This is a genomic window from Novosphingobium mangrovi (genome assembly GCF_022818885.1).
Taxonomy (GTDB): Bacteria; Pseudomonadota; Alphaproteobacteria; order Sphingomonadales; family Sphingomonadaceae; genus Novosphingobium; species Novosphingobium mangrovi.
This window is the reverse complement of the sequence record NZ_JALHAT010000005.1, coordinates 91,207-105,966: the sequence shown is the minus strand read 5'-3', so window position 1 is coordinate 105,966 and position 14,760 is coordinate 91,207. Positions and strand designations below refer to the sequence as shown.

Sequence of the window (14,760 nt, the reverse complement as noted above, 5' to 3'; positions counted from 1 at the left end):
AGAACTGGTGGGTGATCAGGTTAAACTGAGCGCGGACGGCGCGGATTTGGAATACCCCGTCCTCAAGGGCAGCGTGGGCCCGGAAGTCATCGACATCCGCAAGCTCTACGGCCAGACCGGTAAGTTCACCTTCGACCCCGGCTTCACGTCGACGGCAAGCTGCGAATCCGCGCTGACCTACATCGACGGTGGCGAGGGCGTCTTGCTGCACCGCGGCTACCCGATCGGCCAGCTCGCTGAGAGCTCCTCGTTCATGGAAGTCAGCTACCTGCTGCTGAACGGCGAACTGCCGAGCCAGGACGAGCTCTCGAACTTCGAGTACACGATCAGCCGTCACACGATGATCCACGAGCAGCTGCGTCACTTCTACCAGGGCTTCCGCCGTGACGCGCACCCGATGGCCATCATGTGCGGTATCGTCGGCGCCCTGTCGGCGTTCTACCACGACTCGACCGACATCACCGACCCCGAACAGCGCAAGATCGCCAGCCATCGCCTGATCGCGAAGATGCCGACGATTGCGGCCGCTGCCTACAAGTACTCGGTCGGTCAGCCGATGCTCTACCCGGACAACAACCTGTCCTACACGGGCAACTTCCTGCGCATGACCTTCGGCGTTCCCGCCGAGGAATACGAAGTGATCCCCGCCGTCGAAAAGGCGATGGACCGCATCTTCATCCTGCACGCCGACCACGAGCAGAACGCATCGACCTCGACCGTGCGTCTTGCCGGTTCGTCGGGCGCCAACCCGTTCGCGTGCATCGCGGCCGGCATCGCCTGCCTCTGGGGCCCTGCCCACGGCGGCGCAAACGAAGCCTGCCTCAACATGCTGCGTGAAATCGGCACCCCCGACCGCATTCCGCACTACATCGAACGCGCCAAGGACAAGAACGACCCGTTCCGTCTCATGGGCTTCGGTCACCGCGTCTACAAGAACTACGACCCGCGTGCGACGGTCATGCAGTCGACCGTGCGCGAAGTCTTCGAAGCGCTCAACGTTCAGGACCCGCTCTTCGAGACTGCCATGCGCCTCGAGGAAATCGCCCTCAACGACCCGTACTTCATCGAGAAGAAGCTCTTCCCCAACGTCGACTTCTACTCGGGTGTCGTGCTCTCGGCGATCGGCTTCCCGACCGACATGTTCACCGTGCTCTTCGCCCTTGCCCGCACCGTGGGCTGGGTCGCGCAGTGGAACGAAATGATCTCGGATCCCGGCCAGCGCATCGGCCGTCCGCGTCAGCTCTACACCGGCCCGACGCAGCGCGACTACGTGCCGCTCAGCCAGCGTTGAGCAGACGGTCAGGATCTGACCATCTGAACGAAGAGGCCTCCGCGAAAGCGGGGGCCTTTTTCGTTGGCTTCATGCCTTTTGTGCAAGAGCGCGCAGATCCGCGCAGCGCCACCTCGTGCGGCAGCGCCGTCAGGGCGCGTCAGGATCTGCAGGTACGGTGAGAATGAAACGCGCACCGCGCCCCGGTTCGCTGTCAACCGTGAGATCACCACCCATGGCCCGGGCGAGGCGGCGTGAGATAAACAGGCCAAGGCCCGATCCACCATCGCCCACACGCCCCAGGCGCTCGAACTTGTCGAATACGCGCGCCTGCTGCTCAGGCGAGATGCCCGGCCCCTCATCGGCCACGATGACCCGTGCGTTCGCTCCCTCGCCTTCCAGACGTATCCAGATATGCGAGCCTTCCGGGGAATAGCGGATCGCATTGCCGATCAGGTTCAGAAGCACTTGTAGCACCCGCCGAAATTCCGCGATGGCAGGCAGTGCCTCGCCGGGCTCGGGCGCGATCAGGGCGATACTCTTTTCGCGCGCCCGCACGTTGAGGATGCCCGCCGCCTGGCGTGAGACTTCGCCAAGGTCGATCTGATCGGGCGCGGTCTGGAAGTCGCGGGACTCGACGACTTCCAGGTCCGAGAGATCGTCGAGCAGGTCGAGCAGAAGCTGCCCCGCGCTCGAAATTTCACTGGCATAGCCCGCATACGCATCGGGTAAGGGACCGGCCATGCGCGTGCGAATGGTCTCGGCATTTGCAATGATACGGGCGATGGGCTGGCGCAGGACCGGAGCCAGTTCCTGCCCGACCAAGCCCCGCCGATTGCTCGGCATCGCAGCGCCTGCCGCCGAAGCCGCTGCCGTGGGAGCTGGAACATCTGAAATGAGCAGGAGTTCGAAGCCCGCCGGATCGAAGCCCGGCTGCATCGCCGGAAGCAGGCGCACCTGGAACGGGCGCGAGGAGGCGGGCACGATCACCCGGCTGCCATCAAGCAGCCGCCAGTGCAGCGGCTGATGGTGGGTGACATTCTCAGGGGGCAGGAAATCGGTCCAGAGCCGTCCGATGCCGTTCTCCATGGCCGCGGCGAGCTCGCGCAATTCCGCGCTTTCCGTCTCCACAGCAAGAATACGCTGCCCCGCGTCCAGGCGCGCCGTCAGCTCGGCGAGATGGCGGTCGGTCGCCGCACGCCGTGCCTCGCTCGCCGTGGAATCCTCCGAAGGCTGGGGGGCGCTGCGCCAGTTGCGAATACGGATTTCGCAGCCCTGCCCACCGTCGCGCGGCTCGGCCTCCACCCAGGCCGTGATGACCTCGCCGCCATCATGCGCAGACACGGCGCGGGCGAGACGAAAGCCATAGCGCCTCGCCTTACGCACCAGTTCCATCAATTCCGGAACGGCGATGGGGCCCGGCAACTGCCCGCCGCAACGAAGGTGCAGACCAGCGAGCGGCTCGTCGGCGCTCAGCAGGCAGTCCTGGGCGTCGCTTTGCCCGCGCGCGAGAATGGTGCCGTCAGAACGCATCGGTGCGCCCCGCAACCGAGTTGAGAATGGCCGCCGCACGATCCGCCCCGATACTGCCAAAGCCTTCGGGAAGCAGGACATCGGGATGCAGGGCCAGAAATTCCTGCTCGATTGCCCCGGTCTTCAGCCCGGCTGCCCGGAGCGAGAGGGCCAGTCGCGCCATCTGCCCCTCGTGCGTAGAGAAGATAACGTGATCGCGCTCCTGCCCGGACGCGAGAGCGAGGGCACTCAGGAACAGGGCAAGTCCTGCGCTGCAGATGGATAGGGCCGCCTGCGCGCCCCCGCCCAGGGCCAGGATCAACTGCGCGGCCAGCCCGATACGGGACGCCCCTTCATCGAAGCGCGCCCGCACTTCAGCAGCCGCCCGCTCGCAGTCCGCTATCCAGCGCGGATTCTCCCCGTCCAGCTGGACCAGGGTCATCAATGCGGCATGAAGAAGTTCCCCCGGCAGTTCGGTAAGCGGCAATCGCATGCGCCGCTGCGCCTGCCCCCACCGCGCCTGCGCGGCGAGGAAGCGCATGGCCGTGTCCTGAGTTTCCGGGTCGTTCGAGGAGATCAGAGCCTGAAGCAGGGGCGGTACGACGGGGTCGAGAGCATGGCGTGCCTGGAGGCGTTCGGTCAGCTGCCATTCGAGCGCGAGCCCGTGCAGGTGCGTAAGCAACTGCGGATTATCGATGAGAGCCTGTCCCAGAAGGGCCGTCTGCGATCCGTAATCCGCCAGCGCGTCAGGATCGCTTCGGCAGGACGTGAGCGCAGCCATGAGCTGGCCCGCCAGATCGCCCACCATGCCGCGCACGCGCGCAAGGATCTCATCGCTGAAAACCGAGTTATCCTGGGCGCTTATGAGGTGCCTGAGAATGGGCAACATCGTTTGCGCCGAGGCATCACCTCGCGCAAGTTCCTCACCCATCATGCTTTCCAGCTGACGGGCCCCATCCCTGAAGGCTGCCTGGTCGTTCATGCCATGTGCCTAAACCGGCCTTGGTTAAATCGAGGTTATACTCCCGTCCGTTTTGCCAGGACAAGTTGAGCCACGAGAATACACAGGGCAAGGACCTGGACGACACCGAGAACCTGTCCGAAGGTCGCGCCCAGGGCGAGGAGCAAGGCCAGCACGGCACGGTCACTGATGAGAGCTCCGGTCCATCCCTCCAGGATCCTCGGCGCCAGCGCGATGACGAGAAAAAGCGACACCGGCCCATAGAGCCAGTGCAGGATGTCCTGACCGGGCAGACGCTCGGCCGCAAGCAGGACGAGGCCGGCCAGAACAACATCGACCAACCAGACCATCGCGTCCGCCCGCTCGATCGCCGGAACAGCTTCGCCCAGCGGCCTGCGCTCGGCAGCACGCACCTTGCGCCCGCCCTCGATGAGTATCCAGGCCAGTCCGGCCACGAAAAAGCCCACTCCCGGCAAGCCGAACCAGCCCAGCAGGCCAGCCAACGCGAGAAGAACCAGCGCCGCCGCACTGAGGACATTGCTCGCACGGCCGACCTGAAGCAACGTCGCACCGAACGCGACGGCACCATACTGGGCCAGGAGCCTGCCCGGAGATTGCCCGCGACTGGCTGTGAAATGCCGGTGTAGCCACTCCTCCTCCAGGCCGATGGCATCGGCTTCGGAGGTGACGAGCCGCCAGTTCGCACCTCCGCACACAGCGGCCGGCACATCGCGCATGGGCGTACCGGCTTGCAGGGCAAGGCGCGTCAGGATCGAGATCGTATCACTTTCCTCGGGCACCTCGCGCAATCTTTCCACTACGCCTCCCGGCAATCGCATCAGCCCCGCGGCGCAGCGATTGAGGTCGATCCGTTCGTATCCGGCGGTCCGGGCGCCTTCGACAGGCTGCACCAGAACGCAGCTGCGAATGTCATCCAGAAGCGGGAGAGCCACGTCCGGATCAACGAACAAGCCATCGGTGATGACGAAAAGTTCGTCGGCTTCCCCTACTTGGGCGGGTACGTCATGCGGCCCGGAAACGATCCTGAACTGCACGCCTGCATCCTGGGCTGCGCGCTCCAGATCCTGGACCTCCGACGAACCGCCTGCAGCAAGGCACACGATGCGATGGCACTTCAAGGCAAGAACAAGACCAAGCTGGTGCCTCGCCAGACTTGCTCCAGCCACCCGCAGACCGGCGCGCGGCGGGGTCTGGCCGGCACCGGTTGGCTCCGTCATTGATAACAAGGCTATGCGCAGAACACTCACTCCACCGAGGGCGTCCTTCTAGGCCCCGTACCGCCCGGTGCCAAGCGTCAGGCGGCACTACGAATCGGGAAAACGCTGCAAATAGTCCCGTAGACGCCGCAGGACCGCTGGCTCGCCCGGAGCCGCATCCAGCGCCTCGAGCGCTAGAACGTGCAGCTCACCGGAATGAAAACTTGCAGCAAGCCCCTGCAAACGGGTTGCCGCGAGCGTCCAGTTCCCGTCGCACCGGGACCGCGCCAGGAGATCCACCTGACGCGATACACTTTCTCGATAGGACTGGCGCAACTGTGCCAGCAGCTCAGGATCCCCTCCCGCCGCCGCTGCGAACGTTGCTTCCAAGGCTCCTGTCTCATACGCCATATCCCCAGATTACCGAACCAAGTCTTAATCCGGGGTTTCCTGAGCCCCCCGGCGTGGTATCGTAGAGCGATGTCTGGAGATAGCAGGATCATATCGTTCGGCGGTGCCTCCACCGAGGATAGCGCCACGCAGGCCAAGGCCGACGACCCAACCCGGCTGCGCGATGCACTCGCGCCCTCCAGCGATACGGAGGACGCCCCGGCCGCTTCGGATTGGGACGATGCCTGGATCGGCAGCGGCGAAACGACGAGCGAAAGCAGCGATGCACGGCATCCCAGAAGCTGGATCGCCCCGGCCCTGGCGGGCTTCGCTCTCCTCGCGTGGAGCGGTCTCTTCCTCGCCGCGCACTGGACCTATTTTCAGGCGGACTTCACCCTCGCCGCGGTTCCCGCCCTCATCAGCCAGTGGTGTGTTCCCCCGCTGTTGATCGGCATAGTCTGGCTGCTCGCCCTTCGCCATTCCACACGTGAGGGCAAGCGTTTCGGGGACATTGCCAGCTCCCTCTCGCTCGAAAGTGAGCGCCTCGAACGCCGCCTCCTCAGCGTCAATCGGGAACTCAGCCTTGCCCGCGAGTTCGTCGCGGCCCAGTCGCGCGATCTGGAATCACTGGGCCGGGTGGCGTCGGAGCGACTGTCCGGCAACGCCCAGAAACTGCAGGAACTCATCGAAGAAAACGGCGAACGCCTCGAAACCATCGGCACGGTCAGCACCACGGCCCTCGACAACATGGAGAAGCTGCGCGGCCAGCTTCCCGTGATCGCCAGCTCAGCCAAGGATGTGACCAGCAACATCGGCAACGCCGGTCGGACAGCGCGCTCCCAGATCGAGGACATGATCGCCGGCTTCCATCGCCTGAACGAATTCGGGCAGGCGAACGAACGCCAGATTGCCTCCGTGCGCACCGCAGTCGATGCCGCGCTCGCCCAGTTCGCCGGTCAATGCGAGGATCTGGAAGTCCTCGCCCGCCAGCGCTTCGAAGCTCTCGCCGAGAAGGGTCAGGAATTCCGGAGCGAGCTCGAGCGTCACGAAACCGACGCTCTTGCGGCGATCCGCACCCGCTCGGCCGCCCTGCAAAGTGAGCTTCACCAGACCCGCGAACAGTTGGACGAGAGCGAGGCAGCCACCCTCACCTCGCTGCGCGCACGTCTTTCCGCGCTGCGCGAGGAATGCGGCGTGGTCGGTCGCAGCATCACGGATGCCCAGGGTCAGGCCACCCGCACCGTTCAGGAAAGCTTCGACACACTCAAGGCCGAGCATGAGACCGCGCACGACCTGCTCGTCGCCGCGCACGAGACCACGCTCGATCAGCTCTCCCAACGCATCGAGGCCCTCGGAACGGACGCAGCCCGCACTGAAGACCGGATCTCTTCTGCCCAGCAGACCGTGCTTGCCACGTTCACCGACCGTCTCTCCGAAGTTTGCGCGCAGGCCGACGCCGCCTTTGCACGCCTGAAGGACCGGGACGGCCAGTTCGCCACCGAGGCGAGCGAACGCCACCAGCGCCAGCTCGAACAGGAGCGTCATGCGCTGGCCCATATCGAGCACATGCTGGTCGAACTCGACAACGCCGTGGCCGAAAGGCTCGAAGGGCATCGCCACCAGGCCGAAGCACTGAGTGAACGCGCGCGCAGCGTGACCTCGCAGCTCGAGCAGTTCGACGCGCGCCTGCGCTCCATCGCAACGCAAAGCGCGGATGCCGAAGGGCGTCTTTCGAGCTCGCTGCACGGCCTGGCTGAAAACCTTGCCGCGAGCCGCGCCTCGCTATCGGCGGCGGATGGCGACGTTGCCAAGCTGACGGACGACAGCCTGCGCCTGCTCGATCTCCTGCGCGCCAGTTCCAGCCAGGCGCAGAACGAACTACCCCAGGCACTCAACCATTCCGAAGAGCAACTCGGCCGGATCGACATCGCGATCACCGAGGTACGCGGCAAGCTGGCCGACTCCTCCACGAGCGGCCAGGCTCTCTCCGAGACGATCCTGCAATCCGGAACGTCACTGGACAGGCTGCACCAACACCTTGTCGAAGCGCAGGCCGCCATCGCCGAGGGCGCCAACGATCACGCACAGCGCCTTGAGGACCTCCAGCGCAGCCTGACCGAGATCGAAGGCACGTTGCTTCAAAACGCCGACCATGCGCGCGGCGAACTGACGCAGGCCATTTCCGATCTGCGCCAGAATCTCGACGAGGCGATTGCCGATATTGAAACGAGCGCCCCTGCACGCATCGATAGCGTGACCCAGATGCTCGGAGACGAAAGCGGCAAGGCCATCGACAAGGCGATGCGGACCACGGCGGCCGAAATTTCGGGACAGCTCGAGCAGGCCGTGGCCCATGCAACGGGTGTCAGCCGCGAGGCCACGGTCCAGCTGCGCGAGCAGATGGAAAAGGTCACCGAACTGGTCGGCAACCTCGAAGCCCGGCTCGACGAAGCCCGCGAACGGGCAAGCGAGCAGGTCAACAATGACTTTGCCCGCCGCGCCGCACTCATCACGGAGTCTCTCAACTCCAACGCCATCGACATCGCCGCCGCCATGTCGAGCGAGGTCTCCGACACGGCCTGGGCTTCCTATCTGCGCGGTGATCGCGGAATCTTCACCCGCCGCGCCGTCACCCTTATCGATTCGAGCGAAGCCAAGGCGATCCAGCAGACCTTCGAAAGCGACGACGCTTTCCGCGAACACGTAAGCCGTTACATCCACGACTTCGAATCGCTCCTTCGCCAGGTCCTCTCGACCCGCGATGGCAATGCGATGGGGGTGACCCTGCTCTCCTCAGACATGGGCAAGCTCTATGTGGCCCTAGCCCAGGCCATCGAACGCCTGCGCAATTGAGACAAGCAAAGCCGCGGCCGCGATCAGGCCGCGGCTCGTACCCGCCTCAGTAGCCCAGGTCTTCGCTCGGCATCTCGCCGTAGAAGTTGAGATCCTCCCGCGTGATCCACCCATAGGACCAGTTGAGGGCGAACAGGGTGCTGAGGATCGCGGCCAGAATCGTGGCCCGCAAGGCCACTTTACCCGGACGGAAATTCACAGGCGCGGAATCTGCGTGGCCTGTCTGGACCTCATGGCCTTCGACCTCATCGGGCGTGCGCAAGCCGATCGGCAGGACAATGAAGGCACTCAAAACCCAGAATAGCCCAAAAATCGCGATCAGGGACGTCCATTGCATCGGCGTCATCATCTCCTCTCCCGGCCGCCCGCCCTATGGCGGCGAGTCGGCCGGAGGTGTTCAGTCGTTCCCCAGGATCAGCACCTGAACCTGCGGCTTCTTGCCCGACCAGCGCGTGGCCGCACGGCGGGTCGCAAGGCGCACCGCCTCATGGCGATCCTCAGGCGTTGCCTTGCGCGTACGCTGCAAGGCCTTGGCGACGTCTTCCTCCGCCTCGGCCACGAAATCGGCGTAGTCCTCGTCGAGCGGCAAGCCAACCGCACTGACCTTGACCTTTCCATTCAGCGTCGCGGCCACCGAGACCACCCCCTGGTAGGAAATGCGCCGGCGCATCACCATCGCTTCGCCATCAGCCGGCGCAATGATGTCGCCATCAAGGATCAGGCGTCCGGAATGCACTTCACCGAACTTGCCCGGATGCCCTGGAGCCAGACGGACCAGGTCGCCGTTCTTCTGGAACACCGCCTTGGGAATCCCGCAGGAACGGCCAAAGGCGGCCTGCTCCTTCATGTGGCGAACTTCACCATGCACCGGCATCAGGACCTCGGGACGGATCCAGCTGTACAAGGCTTCGAGCTCCGGACGGCCCGGATGTCCCGAAACGTGGATCATGCTCTGACGATCCGTGACGACCTTGACACCAGCCTCGGCCAGTCGGTTCTGAATACGGCCGATAGGGATCTCGTTGCCCGGGATCTGACGGCTTGAAAAGAGAACGACATCGCCCTTGTCGAGCTTGATCGCATGGTTGCCGTCAGCAATGCGAGCCAGCGCAGCACGCGCCTCGCCCTGCCCGCCAGTGGCCACGATCAGGACGTCGTCGCGCGGCAGGTCCATGGCCTCATCCGCATCAATGACCTCAGGAAAATCAGGAAGATAGCCACAGGACTTGGCAACCCCGATGATCCTGTCGAGCGAGCGCCCCGCGACACAGAGTTGACGCCCCGTCTTCACGGCAATCGCGCCCAAGGTCTGGAGGCGCGCCACATTGGAGGCAAACGTTGTCACCAGAACCCGCCGCCCTTCATGGCGCGAGATTTCCTGGAGCAGGCCCTCGTAAACAGCGCCTTCGGAACCCGAGGCCTTGGGATTGAACACGTTGGTGGAATCGCAAACGAGGGCGAGCACACCTTCGTCACCAATCGCGCGCAGTTCTTCCTCGGTCGCAGGCACACCGACCTGCGGCGCTTCGTCCAGCTTCCAATCACCCGTGTGGAAAATGCGGCCATAGGGCGTGTCGATGACGAGCGCGTTGCCTTCGGCAATCGAATGGGCGAGCGGCACGTAGCGGATGCCGAACGGTCCCAGATCGAAGGGTTCCTCGTCCTGAACCACGATAAGTTCAACTTCGCCGGCAATTCCCGCCTCTTCCAGCTTCGCCGCGACCAGTTTGGCCGTGAAAGGCGTTGCATAGATGGGAACACCAAGATCCTGTGCGAAGTAAGGCACCGCGCCGATATGATCCTCGTGCGCGTGGGTCAGCACGATGCCCAGCAGGTTCTCCCGCTCGGACTCGATGAACTCCAGATCCGCAAAGACAAGATCGACCCCGGGATATTCGTTCATGCCAAAGGTCATGCCCAGGTCGACCATCAGCCACTTGCCCTGGCACCCGTAAAGATTGACGTTCATGCCAATCTCCCCCGAACCGCCTAGAGCACAAAAGATCAGTTCCTTACCCGGTATCACTTGGTCGATGCTCTCTCTGCAAGAATGGCCAGCCCTTCGAGCGTCAGATTCGCTTCCACGGCGTCAAAAATGTCGGTTGCCTTGTCGAACAGCACCGCAAGGCCTCCGGTCGCGATGACCTTCGCCGGACGGCCGATCTGGCGCTGCATACGCGCGATCAGGCCTTCCATCATCGCAACGTAGCCCCAGAACACGCCGATCAGCATCTGGTCCTCGGTATTGCGACCGATGACCGACGTCGAACTGGGTACGGCTATGCCGATGCGCGGGAGCTTGGCGGTATTGCCCACAAGCGCGTCGAGCGACAGGTTGATGCCGGGCGCGATGATCCCGCCCTTGTAGGCGCCATTGAAATCGACCGCGTCAAAGGTTGTCGCCGTACCGAAGTCGACGACAATGAGGTCTCCTTCGTATTTGGCATGCGCGCCAATCGCGTTGACCGCGCGGTCGGCACCCAGCGTGCGGGGCTCATCCACGTCGATCTCGATATCGTAGGTTGCCTTCCCGACACCTGCCACGAGAGGCTCCACGTCGAAATAATGACGGCACAGCACTTCGAGATTGTGCAGCGCGCGCGGCACCACGGTCGAAATGATGATGCTGTCGATGGCCCCGCGATCCACCTTGTGGATGTCGAGCAACTGCATCAGCCACACGGCGTATTCGTCACCGGTCCGGCGCGCATCCGAGGCAATGCGCCACCGTGCGCGCACCTCGGAGCCCTCGAACAGCGCAAACACGACATTCGTGTTCCCGGCATCAATCGCAAGCAGCATGAAAGGCAACCTCTAACTCAACCCGGGATATCGGGTAGAAACACATCGCCGGCATGGATCTCACGAACCATCTCGTCCGCACATCGCAGCCGCAGGCTCCCTTCCGGCGACAGCCCGGCAAAGCGCCCCGAAACAGGCTCTTCCCCGGGAGGATGAACGCGAAGCGCCGTCCCCTCAGGATGCGCCGCAGTCTGCCAGCGCCGTAGCACCGGAGCAAGCCCTGCCCCCCGCCACCGCTCCAGTTCCAGAGCGAAAGCCTCCTGAAGGCGCTCGGCAAACACGTTACGATCGACCGTCACGCCAAGATCCCGCAAACTCGTCGCGGGCTTGTCTGGCAAATTCGGGGCCGAACACAGGTTCACCCCCACACCAACGACAACGCGCCCCTGGATCATCTCCAGAAGAACTCCTGCCAGCTTCGCGCCCTTGAGCAGAAGGTCGTTGGGCCACTTGATGACAAGGCCATCGCGGGAAGGCAGAAAGCCGCCCACGGCTTCGTGAACGGCTAACGCAACGACAAATGCCAGTGTCGACGGAGCGGGTTGACCAGGCCCCCAATGGACCACTGTCGAACCCATGAAATTTCCCGAGCCGTCGAACCAATCGCGACCCAGGCGGCCCCTTCCCTGCGACTGGCGGTCTGAAACCAGCCAGTCGCCTTCGGGAAGGTACTCGCCCCGCTTCAACCGGTCGACCAAATCGAAGTTGGTCGAACCGGTTTCCTCAACATACCGGATCAAGACGGATCCGGATCAGAGAGCGGCGAACAGAGCGGTCGTCGCCGTGTTGGCGGTCTCGCCCAGCCACGAGGTCACCAAGTAACCCAGCGGCGAGATGAATGCACAGGCCACAACGAGGATGAGCTTGTGCCAGATGTCGCTTTCACCCTTCACCACATCGGCAGGCTCGTCGAAGTACATCACCTTGACGACCTTGAGGTAGTAGAAGGCGCCGATCACCGAAGCCGCGATACCGATGAAGGCCAGCGCGAGCATGTCGGCCTGGACCGCTGCCTGGAAGACCACGAACTTGCCCCAGAAGCCGAACAGCGGCGGGATACCGGCAAGGCTGAACATCACGGTCGCCAGCGCCAGGGCGAGGCCCGGACGCGTGCGCGAGAGACCGGCCAGCTTGGGGATGTCCTCGACGTAATTGCCGCTCTCGTCCTTGAGCATGAGGATCGCGGTGAACCCGGCAATCGACATCGCCACGTAGATGGTCACGTAGATCAGCATGCCCGAGGCACCGGCCTGCGTCGCCGTGGCAAGGCCAACAAGAATGAAGCCGACGTTGTTGATCGACGAGTAGGCCATCAGACGCTTGATGTTGCTCTGGCCAATGGCGCCAAGGGCACCCACGACAATCGAAGCCAGCGCGACAAAGAGGATGATCTGCTGCCAGGCGGCTGCCTGCTCGCCAAAGGCATCCAGAAGAACGCGCATGATGAGACCGAGACCTGCCACCTTAGGCGCCGTCGCGAAGAAGGTGGTTACCGGGGTCGGCGCACCTTCATAGACGTCCGGCGTCCACATGTGGAACGGCACGGCACTGATCTTGAAGGCCAGACCGGCCAGCATGAAGACGATGCCGAACAGCGCGCCATTCGAAAGGCCATCCGAAACGCTGGCGTTGATGCCGGCAAACGAGGTGGTCCCTGCGAAACCGTAGGTCAGGCTCATGCCGAAGAGCAGGATGCCCGAGGCCAGAGCGCCCAGCACGAAGTACTTGAGACCCGCTTCCGCCGAACGTCCGTCGCTGCGCAGGATGGCAGCCAGGACGTAGGAGGAGAGCGACATCATCTCGAGGCCGATGTAGAGCGTCAGCAGATCGGCGGCCGAAACCATCATGCCCATGCCCACAGTCGCGAAAAGCACGAGCAGCGGGAATTCGGCACGCATCGAATCGTAGCGTTCGAAGTAGCTCGGCGCGAGAACCAGCGTCACCGCGGCCGACCCGTAGATCAGGATCTTGGCGTAGCTGGCAAAGGCGTCCGCGCGGAACTGGCCGAAGAAGGCCGAGGTTTCCGGCCCCATCGCCCCGCCGCAAAGGGCGGGCGCGACAAGTGCCATGGCCGCGACGAGCGTGGCGACCGACACGATCGAGATGAGGCGGCTCGCCTTGTCCCCGCCCCAGGCGGCGACAAGGAGCAGAACCAGGCCTGCGACGGTGATTGTTTCTTCAGGCGCGATCAGGCGCAGCGACTGCGACCAGTCCATCAGTGTGCCCCCTCATGCGCAGAGACTTCTTCATGCGCAGGCTTAGGATTGCCTGCCGTCGGCTTGGCATCACCCTCCGGTGCCGCACGGGCGATCCGGGCTTCCAGCGCGGCAATATCAGCGCGCATCGGAGCCATGAAGCTCTCAGGGTAGATGCCCATCCACAGGACCGGGATAGCAAGCGCGACAACCATCAGGATCTCACGCGCGTCCAGGTCCGGCATGGCGGCGGCATCGGCGTTCTTCTGGGGGCCAAAGACCACCCGGCGGTAAAGGTAGAGCATGTAGGCTGCACCCAGGATGATGCTGGTGGTGGAGATAAGGCCAACCCAGCTCGAGACCTGGTAGGCGCCTGCAAGGCTCAGGAATTCGCCAACGAACCCGCTGGTACCCGGCAGACCGATGGAAGCCATCGTGAACAGCAGGAAGAACAGCGCGTAACGCGGCATGTTGATGGCAAGACCGCCGTAGCGGGCGATCTCACGGGTGTGGAGGCGATCGTAGATGATGCCCACGCACAGGAACAGCGCACCCGACACGAGGCCGTGGCTCAGCATGACCAGCATCGAACCTTCAAGACCCTGCGCGTTGAACGCGAAGAGACCGACGGTGACGATCGCCATATGCGCGACCGACGAGTAGGCAATCAGCTTCTTCATGTCGTCCTGCACCAGCGCGATGAGCGAGGTGACGACAACCGCGGTCATCGAGAGGCCCCAGATCAGCGGCGCGAACTGTGCCGACGCTTCAGGGAACATCGGAAGCGAGAAGCGGATGAAACCGTAGCCGCCCATCTTCAGAAGGACACCGGCCAGAATGACCGAGCCCGCCGTCGGCGCCTGAACGTGCGCCGCGGGAAGCCAGGTGTGCACCGGCCACATCGGCATCTTCACGGCAAAGCTCGCGAAGAAGGCCAGCCACAGCCAGGTCTGCGCCTGCGGATCGAAATCGTAGGCCATCAGGGTCGGGATATCGGTCGTGCCCGAGACATTCACCATCCACAGCATCGCGATCAGCATCAGCACCGAGCCGAGAAGCGTGTAGAGGAAGAACTTGTAGGACGCGTAGATACGGTCCGCACCGCCCCAGATGCCGATGATCAGATACATCGGGATCAGGCCAGCTTCGAAGAAGATGTAGAACAGGAAGAGATCTTGAGCGGCGAACACGCCGATCATGAGCATCTCGACCAGCAGGAAGGCGGCCATGTACTCGCCCACACGCTTTTCGACCGACTTCCAGCTCGCGCCAATGCAGACCGGCATGAGGAAGACGGAAAGCATGATCAGGAGGAGAGCAATGCCATCGATACCCAAGGCATACTTGAAGCCCGCAAAGAGCTCGTGGCTCTCCTGGAACTGCCACTGGGCACCGCCCACATCGAAGTTAAGCCAAAGGACAACACCAAGAGCCAGATTGGCCAGGGTTGCCGCCAGCGCGAGGACACGCGCTGACTTGGCATCAAGGTAAAGACACACCAGTGCCGCCGCGAGCGGCACCAGGAGCATCAGACTGAGGATCGGAAAACCACTCATCATC

General features: G+C 63.5%; 11 protein-coding genes. 2 read left to right on the top strand and 9 right to left on the bottom strand.

Annotated features, from left to right (window positions below):
- Positions 1–7: 7 nt before the first annotated feature.
- Complete coding sequence (locus MTR65_RS05685) at positions 8–1,291, top strand: citrate synthase (protein ID WP_039393269.1); 1,284 nt, start codon at positions 8–10, stop codon at positions 1,289–1,291.
- Between the two features lie 129 nt (positions 1,292–1,420).
- Here MTR65_RS05685 and MTR65_RS05680 read toward each other — a convergent pair whose 3' ends face one another.
- Genes MTR65_RS05680 through MTR65_RS05670 form a run of 3 tightly spaced genes read right to left on the bottom strand, consistent with a single transcriptional unit; the run spans position 1,421 to position 5,011 of the window.
- Positions 1,421–2,803, bottom strand: coding sequence for a sensor histidine kinase (locus tag MTR65_RS05680; protein WP_243797977.1), 1,383 nt, complete (start codon positions 2,801–2,803; stop codon positions 1,421–1,423).
- A complete protein-coding gene (locus MTR65_RS05675; RefSeq protein ID WP_243797975.1) occupies positions 2,793–3,764 on the bottom strand; it encodes a hypothetical protein in 972 nt (323 codons plus the stop codon). Before MTR65_RS05675 ends, MTR65_RS05680 begins: the two co-directional genes overlap by 11 nt.
- Before the next feature lie 35 nt (positions 3,765–3,799).
- Complete coding sequence (locus tag MTR65_RS05670) at positions 3,800–5,011, bottom strand: hypothetical protein (RefSeq protein WP_243797973.1); 1,212 nt, start codon at positions 5,009–5,011, stop codon at positions 3,800–3,802.
- Between the two features lie 429 nt (positions 5,012–5,440).
- Here MTR65_RS05670 and MTR65_RS05660 point away from each other — a divergent pair, with 429 nt between their 5' ends.
- Complete coding sequence (locus MTR65_RS05660; protein WP_243797968.1) at positions 5,441–8,203, top strand: ATPase; 2,763 nt, start codon at positions 5,441–5,443, stop codon at positions 8,201–8,203.
- A 46-nt stretch (positions 8,204–8,249) separates the two neighbouring features.
- On the opposite strand, the gene MTR65_RS05655 is transcribed toward MTR65_RS05660, so the two are convergent.
- From MTR65_RS05655 to MTR65_RS05630, 6 genes are read right to left on the bottom strand one after another with little or no spacing between them, the layout of a single operon-like run.
- Positions 8,250–8,540 carry a DUF1467 family protein gene (locus tag MTR65_RS05655; protein ID WP_243798147.1) on the bottom strand — a complete coding sequence of 97 codons (291 nt, stop codon included), beginning with the start codon at positions 8,538–8,540 and terminating at the stop codon, positions 8,250–8,252.
- Between the two features lie 60 nt (positions 8,541–8,600).
- Positions 8,601–10,229 (bottom strand): ribonuclease J, encoded by a 1,629-nt coding sequence (locus MTR65_RS05650; protein WP_243797966.1) that lies wholly within the window; start codon positions 10,227–10,229, stop codon positions 8,601–8,603.
- Entirely contained in the window at positions 10,226–11,005 is a 780-nt protein-coding gene (locus MTR65_RS05645; protein ID WP_243797963.1) for a type III pantothenate kinase, read from the bottom strand. The genes MTR65_RS05650 and MTR65_RS05645 overlap by 4 nt, the downstream gene beginning before the upstream one ends.
- Positions 11,006–11,022: 17 nt before the next feature.
- Positions 11,023–11,745: a biotin--[acetyl-CoA-carboxylase] ligase gene (locus MTR65_RS05640; RefSeq protein ID WP_243797961.1), complete on the bottom strand. Its 723-nt coding sequence runs from the start codon at positions 11,743–11,745 to the stop codon at positions 11,023–11,025.
- A gap of 12 nt (positions 11,746–11,757) precedes the next feature.
- Positions 11,758–13,221: an NADH-quinone oxidoreductase subunit NuoN gene (gene nuoN / locus MTR65_RS05635; protein ID WP_243797959.1), complete on the bottom strand. Its 1,464-nt coding sequence runs from the start codon at positions 13,219–13,221 to the stop codon at positions 11,758–11,760.
- Complete coding sequence (locus tag MTR65_RS05630; RefSeq protein WP_243798145.1) at positions 13,221–14,756, bottom strand: NADH-quinone oxidoreductase subunit M; 1,536 nt, start codon at positions 14,754–14,756, stop codon at positions 13,221–13,223. The genes nuoN and MTR65_RS05630 overlap by 1 nt, the downstream gene beginning before the upstream one ends.
- Between the last annotated feature and the right edge of the window lie 4 nt (positions 14,757–14,760).

Excerpts from the sequence above, each read along its gene's own strand:
- MTR65_RS05655 (WP_243798147.1), bottom strand. The coding sequence starts at position 8,540 with ATGCAATGGACGTCCCTGATCGCGATTTTTGGGCTATTCTGGGTTTTG.
- MTR65_RS05630 (WP_243798145.1), bottom strand. The coding sequence starts at position 14,756 with ATGAGTGGTTTTCCGATCCTCAGTCTGATGCTCCTGGTGCCGCTCGCG.
- nuoN (WP_243797959.1), bottom strand. The coding sequence starts at position 13,221 with ATGGACTGGTCGCAGTCGCTGCGCCTGATCGCGCCTGAAGAAACAATC.
- MTR65_RS05645 (WP_243797963.1), bottom strand. The coding sequence starts at position 11,005 with ATGCTGCTTGCGATTGATGCCGGGAACACGAATGTCGTGTTTGCGCTG.
- MTR65_RS05680 (WP_243797977.1), bottom strand. The coding sequence starts at position 2,803 with ATGCGTTCTGACGGCACCATTCTCGCGCGCGGGCAAAGCGACGCCCAG.
- MTR65_RS05660 (WP_243797968.1), top strand. The coding sequence starts at position 5,441 with ATGTCTGGAGATAGCAGGATCATATCGTTCGGCGGTGCCTCCACCGAG.
- MTR65_RS05675 (WP_243797975.1), bottom strand. The coding sequence starts at position 3,764 with ATGAACGACCAGGCAGCCTTCAGGGATGGGGCCCGTCAGCTGGAAAGC.